The following is a 14903-nucleotide window of genomic DNA, read 5'->3' on the forward strand; positions in this document are numbered from 1 at the left end:
GTGAAGGAAATCAAACAGGAGCGCATCGGACCAGTTTCTTCCGTTATGCCGTCCAGCCCGGCGTTTTGAACAAGGTTTGACTTGCTTCGCTGGAAGTGCTGCGCTAACCCTCGCCGCGTTGCAGCATAGGCCCCTTAAAACGGTTCAGCGGTTAAACTGTCACGCTTCCGCATTAAGGTCCGGTGCTGTAACAAAAGTGGATTGGCGCCAACGGAAAGCCGCTGCATGAACGCACTTCTCAGTTCGTACCTGCCCATCGTCCTGTTTATCGCAGTGGCGGCGGTCGTCGGCATCGCGCTTATCGCGGCGCCGTTTCTGGTGGCCTACCGCAACCCCGATCCTGAAAAGCTTTCCGCCTACGAGTGCGGTTTCAACTCGTTCGACGACGCCCGCATGAAATTCGACATCCGTTTCTACCTGGTGTCGATCCTGTTCATCATCTTCGACCTGGAAGTGGCCTTCTTGTTTCCCTGGGCCGTGTCCTTCTCGAAGATCGGCATGCTCGGCTTCTGGTCGATGATGGTGTTTTTGGCAGTGCTGACCATCGGCTTTGCCTATGAATGGAAAAAAGGAGCGCTGGAATGGGATTGAACGACAGTTCAGGCACCCTCGTCGCGCCGAAGCCCAAGGGCATTATCGATCCCAACACCGGCAGGCCGGTGGGGGAGGACGATCCCTTTTTCCTCGAAATCAACAATGAGCTCGCCGACAAGGGATTTCTTGTCACCTCGACAGAGGCGCTGATCACCTGGGCGCGCAGCGGCTCGCTGATGTTCATGACCTTCGGCCTCGCCTGCTGCGCGGTCGAGATGATCCACACCTCGATGCCGCGCTATGACTCGGAGCGGTTCGGCGTGGCGCCGCGTGCGTCTCCGCGCCAGTCCGACATCATGATCGTCGCCGGCACGCTGACCAACAAGATGGCGCCGGCACTGCGCAAGGTCTACGACCAGATGCCGGAGCCCCGCTACGTCATCTCGATGGGCTCCTGCGCCAATGGCGGCGGCTATTACCACTATTCCTACTCGGTGGTGCGCGGCTGCGACCGCGTCGTGCCGGTCGACATCTATGTGCCCGGCTGCCCGCCGAGCGCCGAAGCACTGCTCTACGGCATTCTTCTCCTGCAGAAGAAAATCCGCCGCACCGGCACGATCGAACGGTAAATCCATGGCCGCATCACTGAGCGAACTGTCGAGCTATCTCGGCGAGAAAATGAGCGGACGGATCTCGGACGCGGTGTTCGCCTATGGCGAACTCACCATTCATGTCGAACCGCGCGACCTCGTCGAAGTGATGACCTTCCTGCGTGACGATGCGCGCTGCCAGTTCATCTCGATCATCGATATCTGTGGCGCCGACTATCCGTCGCGGGCCAAGCGCTTCGACGTCGTCTATCATCTGCTGTCGCCGAAACAGAATGTGCGCATCCGCGTCAAGGTGCAGGCCGACGAGGAGACGATGGTGCCGTCGATCACCGGCGTCTATCCCGGCGCCGACTGGTTCGAGCGCGAGACCTACGATCTCTATGGCGTGCTGTTTTCGGGCCATCCCGACCTGCGCCGCATCCTCACCGACTACGGTTTCGATGGTCACCCGCTGCGCAAGGATTTCCCGCTGACCGGTTTCGTCGAGCTGCGCTACGACGACGAAGCCAAGCGCGTCATCTACGAGCCGGTCGAGCTCAAGCAGGAATTCCGCAATTTCGATTTTTTGTCTCCTTGGGAAGGCACGGACTACGTGCTGCCTGGAGACGAAAAAGCCAAGACGAATTGAGGCGCCAGAATGGCCGAAACCTCCGTCCGCAATTTTAACATCAACTTTGGGCCCCAGCACCCCGCCGCCCATGGTGTTCTGCGGTTGGTTCTCGAACTCGATGGCGAAGTCATCGACCGCGTCGATCCGCATATCGGTCTACTGCATCGCGGCACCGAGAAGCTGATGGAGCACAAGACCTATCTGCAGGCCGTGCCCTATCTTGATCGGCTCGATTACTGCGCGCCGATGAACCAGGAGCACGCCTTTGCGCTTGCCGTCGAGCGGCTGCTCGGCATCGAAGCGCCGAAGCGGGGCCAGCTGATCCGCGTGCTCTATTGCGAGATCGGCCGTATCATGTCGCACATCCTCAATGTGACGACGCAGGCGCTGGATATTGGTGCACTGACGCCGCCGCTGTGGGGCTTCGTCGAGCGCGAAAAGCTGATGGTGTTCTATGAGCGCGCCTCCGGCTCGCGCATGCATGCAGCCTATTTCCGCCCGGGCGGCGTGCATCAGGACCTGCCGCAGAAGCTGGTCGAGGACATCGGCAAGTGGATCGATCCGTTCCTGAAGTCGATCGATGATCTGGATGCGCTGTTGACCGGCAACCGCATTTTCAAGCAGCGCAACGTCGACATCGGCACGGTGTCACTGGCCGACGCCTGGGCCTGGGGCTTTTCGGGCGTGATGGTGCGCGGTTCGGGGGCGGCGTGGGACCTGCGCAAGTCGCAGCCATACGAATGCTATTCGGAAATGGATTTCGACATTCCGATCGGCAAGAACGGCGACTGTTTCGACCGCTACCTCGTACGCATGGAAGAGATGCGCCAGTCGGCCAGGATCATGCGCCAGTGCGTCGATCTTCTGCTCGGCAAGGAAAGCACCGGTCCGGTGTCGAACCTCGACGGCAAGGTGGTGCCGCCGAAGCGTGCGGCGATGAAGCGTTCGATGGAAGCGCTGATCCATCACTTCAAGCTCTACACCGAAGGTTACCGCGTGCCGGCCGGTGAGGTCTACGCGGCCGTCGAGGCGCCGAAGGGCGAGTTCGGCGTCTATCTGGTCTCCGACGGCACCAACAAACCCTATCGCTGCAAGCTGCGCGCCCCCGGCTTCGCGCATCTTCAGGCCATGGATTTCCTGTGCCGCGGCCACATGCTGGCCGACGTCACCGCCGTCCTCGGCTCCCTCGACATCGTGTTTGGTGAGGTCGATCGCTAAATGTCAGTTCGCCGTCTCGCAGAAGCCAGCGTCCAGCCAGCCTCCTTCGCCTTCAACAGGGCGAACGCGGCAGCGGCGAAGCAATGGATCAAGAAGTACCCGAAGGGCCGCGAGCAGTCGGCGATCATCCCACTTCTGATGCTGGCGCAGGAGCAGGAAGGCTGGGTCACCAAGGCGGCGATCGAGACGATTTCGGACATGCTCGGCATGCCCCGTATCCGCGGGCTCGAAGTCGCGACCTTCTACACGCAGTACCAGTTGAACCCAGTCGGTACACGCGCTCATATCCAGGTCTGCGGCACCACGCCTTGCATGCTGCGAGGCTCGGAAGCGCTGATGGATGTGTGCCGCTCGAAAATCCACCACGACCAGTTCCACACCAATGACAAAGGCACCTTGTCATGGGAGGAGGTCGAGTGCCTCGGCGCCTGCGTCAACGCGCCGATGGTGATGATCTTCAAGGATACGTTCGAGGATCTGACGCCCGAACGGCTGGCCGAGATCATCGATCTCTACGGTGCGGGCAAGGGGGCTTCGGTGCCGCCAGGACCGCAGAACGGCCGCACAGGCTCGGAACCGGCCTCGGGCCTGACGACGCTGACAAGCGAGAAGGCGATCCTGAAATCGACCCGGGACAGGGAAGCCAGGGCGGCGGCGAAAGCAGCCAAGGCTGCGGCCGTTCCAGCGAGCGCGCCTGCGGCCGTTGTCTCGCAGCCGCCTGCTGCTCCGGCACCGACGGCTCCGGTCGCGCCATCGAAGTCCAGCAAGCCGAAGACCGATGCGCTGGAAACGAGCCCGGCGATGATGACACCGTCGCCGGTCAAGGTCGCGCTGGCCGAGGAGAAGGCGGCAAGCGTCAGGCCGCCGCGCCACTCTGCCGCTAACGCCAACCAAGCTGCCCCGGAAGTCGAGGCGGTTTCGAAGCCGCGCAGCGGGCCGAAGCCCAAGACCGAACCAGCTGGCGCTTTCAAGTCGCCGGAAGCCAAGCAGCCTGTCGCCAAGACGGCAAAGCCCTCGCTCGAAGACAAGAACCGCCCGGCCGGCATCGAGCGCCCGGCTTCGGTCGACGATCTCAAGCTGATCTCGGGCGTCGGGCCGAAGATCGAGGGCATCCTGCATACGCTCGGCATCTACACCTTCGCGCAGGTCGCTTCGTGGCAGAAGGCCGAGCGCGAGTGGGTGGACGGCTATCTTTCCTTCCAAGGCCGCATCGACCGGGACGACTGGGTCAAGCAGGCCAAGGCGCTCGCCAAGGGCGGCGTCGCCGAATACATCCGCGTCTTCGGCAAGAAGCCGGTCTGAGGGACGAACAATGCTTCAGGACAAAGACCGTATCTTCACCAACATCTACGGCCTCTTCGACAAGTCGCTGGCCGGCGCGATGGCGCGCGGCGCCTGGGACAACACGCCCGGCATCGTCGCCAAGGGGCGCGACTGGATCGTCAACGAGATGAAGGCGTCGGGCCTGCGTGGCCGTGGCGGCGCCGGTTTCCCGACGGGCCTCAAATGGTCGTTCATGCCCAAGCAGAGCGACGGCCGTCCCAGCTATCTGGTCATCAATGCCGACGAATCCGAGCCAGGCACCTGCAAGGATCGCGACATCCTGCGCAATGACCCGCACACGCTGGTCGAAGGCGCGTTGCTCGCCGGCTTCGCCATGGGCGCGGTTGCCGCCTACATCTATGTGCGCGGCGAGTTCATCCGCGAGCGCGAGGCGCTGCAGCGCGCCATCGACGAGGCCTATGAGGCCAAGCTGATCGGCAAGGGCAACACCTCCGGCTATGATTTCGACGTCTACATGCATCACGGCGCCGGCGCCTATATCTGCGGCGAGGAAACGGCGCTTCTGGAAAGCCTCGAGGGCAAGAAGGGCCAGCCCAGGCTGAAGCCGCCATTCCCGGCCAATGTCGGCCTCTATGGCTGCCCGACCACCGTCAACAATGTCGAATCGATCGCTGTGGCGCCGACCATCCTGCGCCGTGGCGCGGCATGGTTCTCGTCCTTCGGCCGGCCGAACAATGTCGGCACCAAGCTGTTCTGCGTCTCCGGCCACGTCAACAATCCGTGCACCGTCGAAGAGGCGATGTCGATCCCGTTCCGTGAGCTAATCGAGACGCATTGCGGCGGTATTCGCGGCGGCTGGGACAATCTGCTTGCCGTCATTCCGGGCGGCGCCTCGGTGCCGCTGGTACCGGCAGAGCAGATCATCGACACGCCGATGGATTTCGACGCGCTCCGCGACCTCAAATCCGGCCTCGGCACGGCGGCCGTCATCGTCATGGACAAGTCGACCGATGTCGTGAAGGCGATCGCGCGGCTGTCCTACTTCTACAAACACGAGAGCTGCGGCCAGTGCACGCCATGCCGCGAAGGCACCGGCTGGATGTGGCGGGTGATGGAGCGCCTGGTGCGCGGCGAGGCGCAGAAGCGCGAGATCGACATGCTGCTGGACGTCACCAAGCAGGTCGAGGGTCACACGATCTGCGCGCTGGGCGATGCGGCGGCGTGGCCGATCCAGGGTCTGATGCGGCATTTCCGCGGCGAGGTGGAGCGGCGCATCGACGAGTTTTCGCGCAACGCGCACCGGGCCGAACCGGTGATGGTGGCGGCGGAATAGAAGAATTTGCGACTGCGGGAATAACGGGGCGGGGGCGAACGAAGAAACGACCAGGAGAACTCTATGGCGCCGTATTCGACACCCTACTCATTGATGCCCAATTTGGACCAGCTCGAGAAAATGAACCAGGACCTGACCAGGATGATGCCGAAGGAGATGGCCAGCGCCGTCAACCTTCTCGTGCACCCTGTCGCGGGCGCGGCGGCGATGTCGGCGCTTGGCATCGGGTTCGCCAACCACGCGTTCGGCGTCTGGATTGGCGCGCTTTCTGGGGCCGCCGAGGCGTCACAGCGCCTCATGCAGCCGCTGATCGAGGATTTCGAGGCGCGCGTCGATCAATTCGAGGACGCGAACTCGTCCTCCATCAGGGCGCGGGCTACGGCGAAGAGCCTGATTGCCGAGGCGCAGTCCTTCGCGCAGGAAGTCACGGACATCGCCGCCAAGGAAGCCGCCACCACGGCGCCGGTGGCTGATGCCGGTCCGGCAGCGGATGAGGCCGCCGATGTGCTGCTGCCGGAGGATTTCCGCCAGCCCAAGGCAATCGACAAGCCGGCGAAGCCTTCGGATCTGAAGGCGATATCGGGCATTGGCCCGAAGCTGGAGAAGGTGCTGAACGGTCTCGGTATCTGGACGTTCGCCCAGATCGCCGCGTGGTCGCCGCAGGAGATCGCCTGGGTCGACGACTATCTGTCGTTCAACGGCCGCATCGGCCGCGACGAATGGACTGCCCAGGCGGCGGCGTTGGCCGCGAAGACCTGAATGAAATGTCGGGCGCTGCGTCAGCCGCGCCCGGGAAATGAGATTGCGGGAAATCCGCAGGGGTTTGAGACGAATGGCAAAGCTCAAGGTCGACGGGAAAGAAATCACTGTACCCGACCACTACACGCTGCTGCAGGCGGCGGAGGACGCGGGCGCGGAAGTGCCGCGCTTCTGCTTCCATGAGCGGCTGTCGATCGCCGGCAATTGCCGCATGTGCCTGATCGAAGTGAAGGGCGGGCCGCCCAAGCCGCAGGCTTCCTGCGCCATGGGCGTGCGCGACCTGCGCCCCGGCCCCAATGGCGAGCCGCCGGAAATATTCACCAACACGCCCATGGTCAAGAAAGCCCGGGAAGGCGTGATGGAATTCCTGCTGATCAACCATCCGCTGGATTGCCCGATCTGCGACCAGGGCGGCGAGTGCGACCTGCAGGACCAGGCGATGGCCTTCGGCGTCGATTCCTCGCGCTATCACGAGAACAAGCGCGCGGTCGAAGACAAGTATATCGGTCCGCTGGTCAAGACGGTGATGAACCGCTGCATCCACTGCACGCGCTGTGTCCGCTTCACCACCGAAGTCGCCGGCATTTCCGAACTCGGCCTGATCGGCCGCGGCGAGGATGCCGAGATCACCACCTATCTCGAACAGGCGATGACCTCGGAGCTGCAGGGGAATGTCATTGACCTGTGCCCGGTCGGCGCGCTGACTTCCAAGCCCTTCGCCTTCCAGGCGCGGCCGTGGGAACTGACCAAAACCGAATCCATCGACGTGATGGATGCGGTCGGCTCGGCGATCCGCATCGATAGCCGTGGCCGCGAAGTGATGCGCATCCTGCCGCGCGTCAACGAGCAGGTGAACGAGGAGTGGATCTCCGACAAGACCCGTTTCATCTGGGACGGATTGCGCACGCAGCGCCTCGACCGGCCCTATGTGCGCAAGGACGGCAAGCTGGTTCCGGCAAGCTGGGCCGAAGCGTTCGCCGCGATCAAGGACGCGGTGTCGAAGACATCGCCCGACAAGATCGGCGCCATTGCTGGCGATCTCGCCGCGGTCGAGGAAATCTACGCGCTGAAGCTCTTGATGGCCTCGCTCGGTTCGAAGAATGTCGACTGCCGTCAGGACGGTGCCGCGCTCGATCCGGCGCTGGGACGCGCCAGCTACATCTTCAACCCGACCATCGAGGGTATCGAGCAGGCCGATGCGGTGCTGATCATTGGCGCCAATCCGCGCTTCGAAGCCTCGGTGCTCAACGCCCGCATCCGCAAGCGCTGGCGGATCGGCGATCTGCCGGTCGGCGTCATCGGCGAGATCGGCGACACGCGCTATGACTACGAACTGCTGGGCGCCGGGCCGGACTCGCTGAAGGATTTGGCCGAGGGCAATGGCAAGTTCTTCCAGACGCTGAAGAAGGCGACGCATCCGCTGATCATCGTCGGCCAGGGCGCGCTGGCGCGCGCCGATGGCGCGGCCGTGCTCGGCCAGGCGGCAAGGCTTGCCGCTGCCGTCAACGCCGCCCGCGCCGACTGGAACGGCTTTGCCGTTCTGCACAACGCGGCCGGACGTGTCGGCGGCCTCGATCTCGGCTTCGTGCCGGGCGAGGGCGGCAAGAACGTCGCCGGCATGCTGGGTGAAACGGACGTGCTGTTCCTGCTCGGTGCCGACGAGATCGACATGGGCAAGACCGGCGGCGCCTTCGTCGTCTATATCGGCACCCATGGCGACGCCGGCGCGCACCGGGCCAATGTCATCCTGCCGGCGGCTGCCTACACGGAAAAGTCCGGCACCTACGTCAACACCGAAGGGCGCGTGCAGCAGACCAACCGCGCCGGCTTCGCGCCGGGCGATGCCCGCGAGGACTGGGCCATTTTGCGGGCGCTGTCGGATGTGCTGGGCAAGAAGCTGCCGTTCGATTCGCTGCCGCAACTGCGCCACAAGCTCTACGGTGAGTACCCGCATCTTGCCCGCATCGATCAGGTCGCGGCCGGCAATGCCGAGGACATCGCCAAGGTGGCGAAGCTCGGCGGCCGGCTGAACAAGGGTACGTTCACCTCGCCGGTCAAGGATTTCTACCTGACCAACCCGATCGCGCGGGCGTCTGCCGTAATGGCGGAATGCTCGGCGCTGGCCAAGAGCGGCTTCAAGCAGGCGGCGGAATAAGCATGGACACTTTCTTCTTCCTCTATGTGGCGCCGGCGCTCTGGATTCTGGCCGAGTCGGTGCTCCTCATCGTCGTGCTTCTGATCGGCGTCGCCTACCTGCTCTATGCCGACCGCAAGATCTGGGCGGCGGTGCAGCTGCGTCGCGGCCCGAACGTCGTCGGCCCGTGGGGCACGCTGCAGGCCTTCGCCGACCTATTGAAGTTCGTTTTCAAGGAACCGGTGATCCCGTCCGGCGCCAACAAGGGCGTTTTTCTCCTCGCGCCGTTGGTTTCTGCCGTGCTGGCGATCTCGGCCTGGGCGGTCATTCCGGTCAATGAGGGCTGGGCGATCGCCAACATCAATGTCGGCATCCTCTATGTTTTCGCCATCTCCTCGCTCGAGGTCTATGGCGTGATCATGGGCGGCTGGGCGTCGAACTCGAAATATCCTTTCCTCGGCGCGCTGCGTTCGGCAGCGCAGATGGTGTCCTACGAAGTCTCGATCGGCTTCGTCATCGTCACCGTGCTGCTGTGCGTCGGCTCGCTCAACCTGTCCGACATCGTGATGTCGCAACAGGATGGGCTGGGCACCAAGCTCGGCCTGCCCAACACCTTCCTCGACTGGCACTGGCTGTCGCTGCTGCCGATGTTCGTCATCTTCTTCATCTCGGCGTTGGCCGAGACCAACCGCCCGCCCTTCGACCTGGTGGAAGCCGAGTCGGAACTGGTCGCCGGCCATATGGTCGAATATTCGTCGACGCCGTTCCTGCTGTTCTTCCTCGGCGAATATGTCGCCGTCGTGCTGATGTGCGCGCTGGCCACCATCCTGTTCCTCGGCGGCTGGCTGCCGCCGTTCAACTTCGCGCCCTTCACCTGGGTGCCCGGCGTGATCTGGTTCGTGCTGAAGATCTGCTTCATGTTCTTCATGTTCTCCATGGTGAAGGCCTTCGTGCCGCGCTACCGCTATGACCAGTTGATGCGGCTTGGCTGGAAGGTGTTCCTGCCGATCTCGCTGTTCATGGTGGTCGCCACCGCCGCCTTCCTCAAGATCGCGGGGTTTGCGTGATGAGTAATTTGTCTGTCGGCTTTTTGGGAGCAATTGTCGGCCTTCTTATCGCGTTGTTCGAATATCTGGTTCTGCTGCCTCGTATTTTGAAGCAACTAAGTGCGGACGCTGTAAAGCCGATAACATTTGTGTTTCGTGTCGTGACGCCCATCCTATTTGGATGTGCGGGCTATTTCATTGCAATAAACCTGTATGGGAGCGGCCAATGAACGCGCTAGCTCAGGCCGCCAAATCGCTGCTGCTGCAGGATTTCGTCAGCGCCTTCTTCCTGTCGATGCGCCAGTTCTTCGCGCCGAAGGAGACGATCAACTATCCGCACGAGAAGGGGCCGGTGAGCCCGCGTTTTCGTGGCGAGCATGCGCTGCGCCGCTATCCCAACGGCGAGGAACGCTGCATCGCCTGTAAATTGTGCGAGGCGATCTGCCCGGCGCAGGCCATCACCATCGAGGCCGGTCCGCGCCGCAATGACGGCACGCGCCGCACGGTGCGCTACGACATCGACATGGTGAAGTGCATCTATTGCGGCTTCTGCCAGGAAGCCTGCCCGGTCGACGCCATTGTCGAGGGGCCGAATTTCGAATTCGCGACGGAAACGCGCGAAGAGCTCTACTACGACAAGGACAGATTGTTGGCGAATGGCGACCGGTGGGAGCGCGAACTGGCGCGCAACATCTCGCTGGACGCGCCCTATCGGTGATTGGCGTCCTTCTCCCCGTTTACGGGGAGAAGATGCCGGCAGGCAGATGAGGGGCGGCGCCAAGGTCGCCAATCTTTGCGCTGCCCCTCATCCGGCCCTTCGGGCCACCTTCTCCCCGTAAACGGGGAGAAGGAACAAGAAAGTGGACGGCGCAACGTCGCCCGTCTAAGGAACACGCGAATTCGGACCGGAGTCGGGACGGAGTCGGAATTAGGAACCCCGGGGGAACCCCATGCTGAGTGGACTAGAGGCGGCCTTCTTCTACCTCTTCGCCTTTGTCGCGGTGGCGTCGGCGTTCATGGTCATTTCGTCGCGCAACCCCGTGCATTCGGTGCTGTTCCTGATCCTGACCTTCTTCAACGCCGCCGGCCTCTTCATGCTGACCGGCGCCGAATTCCTGGCCATGATCCTGCTCGTCGTCTATGTCGGCGCGGTCATGGTGCTGTTCCTGTTCGTCGTCATGATGCTTGACGTCGACTTCGCCGAGATGAAGGAAGGCGCCCTGCAATACGCACCGATCGGTGCGCTGGTCGGGCTGATCCTGGCGGCGGAACTGATTGTGGTGCTGGGCGGCTATACATTCGCGCCGCAGCTCGCCACGGCGGTCTCGAAGCCCATTCCGGATCTCGCCGCCCGCTCCAACACGGCAGCTTTGGGCGACATCCTCTACACCGACTACCTCTACTACTTCCAGGTTTCGGGCCTCATCCTGCTGGTCGCCATGATCGGCGCCATCGTGCTGACGCTGCGCCACAAGGAAGGGGTCAAGCGGCAGTCGATCGCAGCCCAGGTCGCCCGCACCGCGGCGACCGGCATGGAAATCCGCAAGGTCAAGTCGGGCGAAGGAGTCTGAGATGGTCGTCGGCATCGCACATTATCTGACCGTATCGGCGATCCTGTTCACGCTCGGCGTGTTCGGCATCTTCCTGAACCGCAAGAACGTCATCGTCATCCTGATGTCGGTCGAGCTGATCCTGCTTGCGGTCAACATCAATTTCGTCGCCTTTTCGGCCGCACTTGGCGATCTGGTCGGCCAGGTGTTCGCGCTGTTCGTGCTGACGGTCGCGGCGGCCGAGGCTGCGATCGGACTAGCCATTCTCGTCGTCTTCTTCCGCAACCGCGGCTCGATCGCGGTCGAAGACGTGAACATGATGAAGGGTTGACGGGCTATCATGTATCAAGCGATCGTCTTCCTTCCGCTGCTCGGCTTCCTGATCGTCGGCCTGTTCGGCAATTCGCTCGGCGCCAAGGCATCGGAATACATCACCTCGGGCTTCCTGGTGATATCAGCCGTTCTGTCGTGGGTCGCCTTCTTCACCGTCGGCTTCGGCCATGGCGAGGTGTTCACCGTGCCGGTGCTGCGCTGGATTCAGTCCGGCGGACTGGAGGCGTCCTGGGCGCTCTGGATCGACACGCTCACCGTGGTGATGCTGGTGGTGGTCAACACCGTCTCGGCGCTGGTTCACATCTATTCGATCGGCTACATGCATCACGATCCGGACAGGCCGCGCTTCTTCGCCTATCTGTCGCTGTTCACCTTCGCCATGCTGATGCTCGTGACCGCCGACAACCTCGTGCAGATGTTCTTCGGCTGGGAAGGGGTGGGCCTCGCGTCCTATCTGCTGATCGGCTTCTGGTACAAGAAGCCCTCGGCCAATGCCGCGGCCATCAAGGCCTTCGTCGTCAACCGCATCGGCGATTTCGGCTTCGCGCTCGGCATCTTCGGCGTGTTCGTGCTGTTCGGCTCGGTCAATCTCGGCACCATCTTCGCCAATGCGGCAACATTCATTCCGGCTGAAGGCGCGCCGCAGGGCGCCGCCGTGCTGACCTTCCTTGGCCATGCGCTGGACAAGCAGACGGCGATGACCGTCGTCTGCTTGCTGCTCTTCATGGGTGCCATGGGCAAGTCGGCGCAGGTGCCGCTTCACACCTGGCTGCCGGACGCCATGGAAGGCCCGACGCCAGTCTCCGCGCTTATCCATGCCGCCACCATGGTGACGGCCGGCGTGTTCATGCTGGCACGGCTTTCGCCGCTGTTCGAACTGTCGCATTCGGCACTGACGGTGGTGACCTTCATCGGCGCCTTCACTGCCTTCTTCGCGGCGACCGTCGGTCTGGTGCAAAACGATATCAAGCGCGTCATCGCCTATTCGACCTGCTCGCAGCTCGGCTACATGTTCGTGGCGCTGGGCGTCGGCGCCTATGGGGCTGCGATCTTCCATCTGTTCACGCATGCCTTCTTCAAGGCTTTGCTGTTCCTCGGTTCGGGCTCGGTCATCCATGCCGTTTCCGACGAACAGGACATGCGCAAGATGGGCGGCCTGAGAAAGCTGATCCCGACCACCTACTGGATGATGGTGATCGGCACGCTGGCGCTGACCGGTGTCGGCATTCCGGTGACCGTCATCGGTACCGCCGGCTTCTTCTCCAAGGACGCAATCGTCGAAGCGTCCTTCGCCGGCCATAATTCGGTTGCGGGCCTTGCCTTCGTGCTCCTGGTCATCGCCGCCTGCTTCACTTCCTTCTACTCCTGGCGGCTGATCTTCATGACCTTCCACGGCCAGGCGCGGGCGAGCCATGAGGTGATGCACCACGTCCATGAATCGCCGCCAGTCATGCTCGGGCCGCTTTACGTGCTGGCGGCCGGGGCGCTGTTTGCCGGCATCATCTTCCACGGCGCCTTCATCGGCGAGGGCTATGCCGAATTCTGGAAGGCCTCGCTGTTCACGCTCCCGGACAACCACATCCTGCATGAGATCCACGAATTGCCGCTCTGGGTCGAACTGTCGCCCTTCATCGCCATGCTGATCGGCCTGGCGGTGGCGTGGAAGTTTTACATCCGCTCGCCGGAATTGCCCCCGAGCGTCGCCGCCAACCATCGCTTGCTTTACGCCTTCCTGCTCAACAAGTGGTATTTCGACGAACTCTACGACTTCCTATTCGTGCGGCCCGCCAAGCGTCTTGGCCATTTCCTGTGGAAGACCGGCGACGGCACCGTCATTGACGGCCTTGGTCCGGACGGCATTTCGGCGCGGGTCGTCGATGTCACCAACCGCGTGGTCAAGCTGCAGACCGGCTATCTCTACCACTATGCCTTCGCCATGCTGATCGGCGTTGCCGCACTCGTCACCTGGATGATGCTCTGATGACCGCCTGGCCAATCCTCTCGCTGGTCACCTTCCTGCCGCTGGTTGGTGTTCTGCTGATCCTGTTCATCAACGATGACAGCGAAAACGCACGCCGCAACATCCGCGCCATCGCGCTGTTGACCACGGCGTTCACGTTCATCGTCTCGCTGTTCATCTGGACGGGCTTCGACAATTCGCAAGCCGGCTTCCAGTTCGTCGAGAAGGCGGCCTGGCTCGACTCCGGAATCTCCTACCATATGGGCGTCGACGGCATTTCCATGCTGTTCGTCATCCTGACGACCTTCCTGATGCCGCTCTGCATCCTGGCGTCGTGGGACGCGATCGAGAAGCGCGTCAAGGCCTACATGATCGCCTTCCTGCTGCTGGAGATGCTGATGATCGGCGTGTTCTGCGCGCTGGATATCGTGCTGTTCTACGTCTTCTTCGAAGCCGGCCTGATCCCGATGTTCATCATCATCGGCGTGTGGGGCGGCAAGCGGCGCGTCTATGCCTCGTTCAAGTTCTTCCTCTATACGCTCGCCGGCTCCGTGCTGATGCTGCTCGCCATCATGGCGATGTTCTACCAGTCCGGCACGACCGACATTCCGACGCTTCTGACGCATAGTTTCCCGGCCAATATGCAGACATGGCTGTGGCTCGCCTTCTTCGCTTCCTTCGCGGTGAAGATGCCGATGTGGCCGGTGCACACCTGGTTGCCGGACGCGCACGTCGAGGCGCCGACGGCCGGCTCGGTGATCCTGGCCGCCATCCTCTTGAAGATGGGCGGCTACGGCTTCCTGCGTTTCTCGCTGCCGATGTTCCCGTTGGCGTCGGAAATGTTCGCGCCGCTGGTGTTCACCCTGTCCGTCGTTGCCATCATCTACACCTCGCTGGTGGCGTTGATGCAGGAGGACATGAAGAAACTGATCGCCTATTCCTCCGTCGCCCATATGGGCTTCGTCACCATGGGCATCTTCGCCATGAACCAGGAAGGCGTGCAGGGCGCGATCTTCCAGATGCTCAGCCACGGCCTCGTCTCCGGCGCCCTGTTCCTGTGCGTCGGCGTCATCTACGACCGCATGCACACGCGTGAGATCGCCGCCTATGGTGGACTGGTCAACAACATGCCGAAATACGCCACTGTGTTCATGGTCTTTACCATGGCCAATGTGGGGCTGCCCGGCACCAGCGGCTTCGTCGGCGAGTTCCTGACCATGCTTGGCGTGTTCCGCGTCAACACCTGGGTGGCCTTCTTCGCCGCCACCGGCGTCATCCTGTCGGCCGCCTATGCACTCTGGCTCTACCGCCGGGTGATCTTCGGCGCGCTGACCAAGGATAGCCTGAAGGGGCTGCTCGATCTGTCGCCGCGCGAGAAGGCAATAATCTACCCGCTTGTCGTGCTGGTCATCTTCTTTGGCGTCTATCCCGCTCCCGTCTTCGACGCGACGGCCCAATCGGTCAAGTCGCTCGTCACCAATGTCACCGCATCCATCGGCGCCGCGCAGACCGCGGCGGCGAATTAACCCAA

The 14903-nt window shown here is 62.5% G+C and carries 14 protein-coding genes; all 14 read left to right on the plus strand.

From position 1 onward, the window contains the following. Window positions 1-225: 225 nt before the first annotated feature. Entirely contained in the window at window positions 226-591 is a 366-nt protein-coding gene (locus tag FJ938_RS20520) for an NADH-quinone oxidoreductase subunit A (protein ID WP_140610469.1), read from the plus strand. Then, a complete protein-coding gene (locus tag FJ938_RS20525) occupies window positions 582-1163 on the plus strand; it encodes an NADH-quinone oxidoreductase subunit B (RefSeq protein WP_015317338.1) in 582 nt (193 codons plus the stop codon). Before FJ938_RS20520 ends, FJ938_RS20525 begins: the two co-directional genes overlap by 10 nt. Before the next feature lie 4 nt (window positions 1164-1167). After that, window positions 1168-1773 carry an NADH-quinone oxidoreductase subunit C gene (locus FJ938_RS20530; protein WP_140696837.1) on the plus strand — a complete coding sequence of 202 codons (606 nt, stop codon included), beginning with the start codon at window positions 1168-1170 and terminating at the stop codon, window positions 1771-1773. Window positions 1774-1782: 9 nt separating this feature from the next. Next, on the plus strand, window positions 1783-2973 hold the full coding sequence (locus FJ938_RS20535) for an NADH-quinone oxidoreductase subunit D (protein WP_140696840.1): 1191 nt from the start codon (window positions 1783-1785) through the stop codon (window positions 2971-2973). Then, on the plus strand, window positions 2974-4275 hold the full coding sequence (locus FJ938_RS20540) for an NADH-quinone oxidoreductase subunit E (RefSeq protein WP_140696843.1): 1302 nt from the start codon (window positions 2974-2976) through the stop codon (window positions 4273-4275). A gap of 10 nt (window positions 4276-4285) precedes the next feature. Further along, complete coding sequence (gene nuoF / locus FJ938_RS20545; RefSeq protein ID WP_140610474.1) at window positions 4286-5590, plus strand: NADH-quinone oxidoreductase subunit NuoF; 1305 nt, start codon at window positions 4286-4288, stop codon at window positions 5588-5590. A gap of 63 nt (window positions 5591-5653) precedes the next feature. Beyond that, window positions 5654-6349 (plus strand): NADH-ubiquinone dehydrogenase, encoded by a 696-nt coding sequence (locus FJ938_RS20550; RefSeq protein WP_140610475.1) that lies wholly within the window; start codon window positions 5654-5656, stop codon window positions 6347-6349. A gap of 73 nt (window positions 6350-6422) precedes the next feature. After that, window positions 6423-8504 (plus strand): NADH-quinone oxidoreductase subunit NuoG, encoded by a 2082-nt coding sequence (nuoG, locus tag FJ938_RS20555; RefSeq protein WP_140610476.1) that lies wholly within the window; start codon window positions 6423-6425, stop codon window positions 8502-8504. Between the two features lie 2 nt (window positions 8505-8506). Continuing rightward, window positions 8507-9550: an NADH-quinone oxidoreductase subunit NuoH gene (nuoH, locus tag FJ938_RS20560; RefSeq protein WP_140610477.1), complete on the plus strand. Its 1044-nt coding sequence runs from the start codon at window positions 8507-8509 to the stop codon at window positions 9548-9550. A gap of 205 nt (window positions 9551-9755) precedes the next feature. Next, on the plus strand, window positions 9756-10247 hold the full coding sequence (gene nuoI / locus FJ938_RS20565) for an NADH-quinone oxidoreductase subunit NuoI (RefSeq protein WP_140610478.1): 492 nt from the start codon (window positions 9756-9758) through the stop codon (window positions 10245-10247). A gap of 232 nt (window positions 10248-10479) precedes the next feature. After that, window positions 10480-11100: an NADH-quinone oxidoreductase subunit J gene (locus FJ938_RS20570; RefSeq protein ID WP_140610479.1), complete on the plus strand. Its 621-nt coding sequence runs from the start codon at window positions 10480-10482 to the stop codon at window positions 11098-11100. Between the two features lies 1 nt (window position 11101). Continuing rightward, window positions 11102-11410: an NADH-quinone oxidoreductase subunit NuoK gene (nuoK, locus tag FJ938_RS20575; protein WP_019858930.1), complete on the plus strand. Its 309-nt coding sequence runs from the start codon at window positions 11102-11104 to the stop codon at window positions 11408-11410. Between the two features lie 9 nt (window positions 11411-11419). Next, the gene (gene nuoL, locus FJ938_RS20580; RefSeq protein WP_140696846.1) at window positions 11420-13393 is read left to right on the plus strand and encodes an NADH-quinone oxidoreductase subunit L; all 1974 of its coding nucleotides are present in this window, start codon (window positions 11420-11422) and stop codon (window positions 13391-13393) included. Beyond that, a complete protein-coding gene (locus FJ938_RS20585) occupies window positions 13393-14898 on the plus strand; it encodes an NADH-quinone oxidoreductase subunit M (protein ID WP_140696849.1) in 1506 nt (501 codons plus the stop codon). Before nuoL ends, FJ938_RS20585 begins: the two co-directional genes overlap by 1 nt. Window positions 14899-14903: the final 5 nt, after the last annotated feature.

Source organism: Mesorhizobium sp. B2-4-14, from assembly GCF_006442155.1.
GTDB lineage: Bacteria > Pseudomonadota > Alphaproteobacteria > Rhizobiales > Rhizobiaceae > Mesorhizobium.

What these genes read in the sequence shown, in the direction of transcription:
- nuoH (WP_140610477.1), top strand. Translation starts at nt 8,507, where the DNA reads ATGGACACTTTCTTCTTCCTCTATGTGGCGCCGGCGCTCTGGATTCTG.
- FJ938_RS20540 (WP_140696843.1), top strand. Translation starts at nt 2,974, where the DNA reads ATGTCAGTTCGCCGTCTCGCAGAAGCCAGCGTCCAGCCAGCCTCCTTC.
- nuoL (WP_140696846.1), top strand. Translation starts at nt 11,420, where the DNA reads ATGTATCAAGCGATCGTCTTCCTTCCGCTGCTCGGCTTCCTGATCGTC.
- FJ938_RS20570 (WP_140610479.1), top strand. Translation starts at nt 10,480, where the DNA reads ATGCTGAGTGGACTAGAGGCGGCCTTCTTCTACCTCTTCGCCTTTGTC.
- nuoI (WP_140610478.1), top strand. Translation starts at nt 9,756, where the DNA reads ATGAACGCGCTAGCTCAGGCCGCCAAATCGCTGCTGCTGCAGGATTTC.
- FJ938_RS20535 (WP_140696840.1), top strand. Translation starts at nt 1,783, where the DNA reads ATGGCCGAAACCTCCGTCCGCAATTTTAACATCAACTTTGGGCCCCAG.
- nuoG (WP_140610476.1), top strand. Translation starts at nt 6,423, where the DNA reads ATGGCAAAGCTCAAGGTCGACGGGAAAGAAATCACTGTACCCGACCAC.
- FJ938_RS20525 (WP_015317338.1), top strand. Translation starts at nt 582, where the DNA reads ATGGGATTGAACGACAGTTCAGGCACCCTCGTCGCGCCGAAGCCCAAG.
- FJ938_RS20530 (WP_140696837.1), top strand. Translation starts at nt 1,168, where the DNA reads ATGGCCGCATCACTGAGCGAACTGTCGAGCTATCTCGGCGAGAAAATG.
- FJ938_RS20550 (WP_140610475.1), top strand. Translation starts at nt 5,654, where the DNA reads ATGGCGCCGTATTCGACACCCTACTCATTGATGCCCAATTTGGACCAG.
- FJ938_RS20520 (WP_140610469.1), top strand. Translation starts at nt 226, where the DNA reads ATGAACGCACTTCTCAGTTCGTACCTGCCCATCGTCCTGTTTATCGCA.
- FJ938_RS20585 (WP_140696849.1), top strand. Translation starts at nt 13,393, where the DNA reads ATGACCGCCTGGCCAATCCTCTCGCTGGTCACCTTCCTGCCGCTGGTT.
- nuoK (WP_019858930.1), top strand. Translation starts at nt 11,102, where the DNA reads ATGGTCGTCGGCATCGCACATTATCTGACCGTATCGGCGATCCTGTTC.
- nuoF (WP_140610474.1), top strand. Translation starts at nt 4,286, where the DNA reads ATGCTTCAGGACAAAGACCGTATCTTCACCAACATCTACGGCCTCTTC.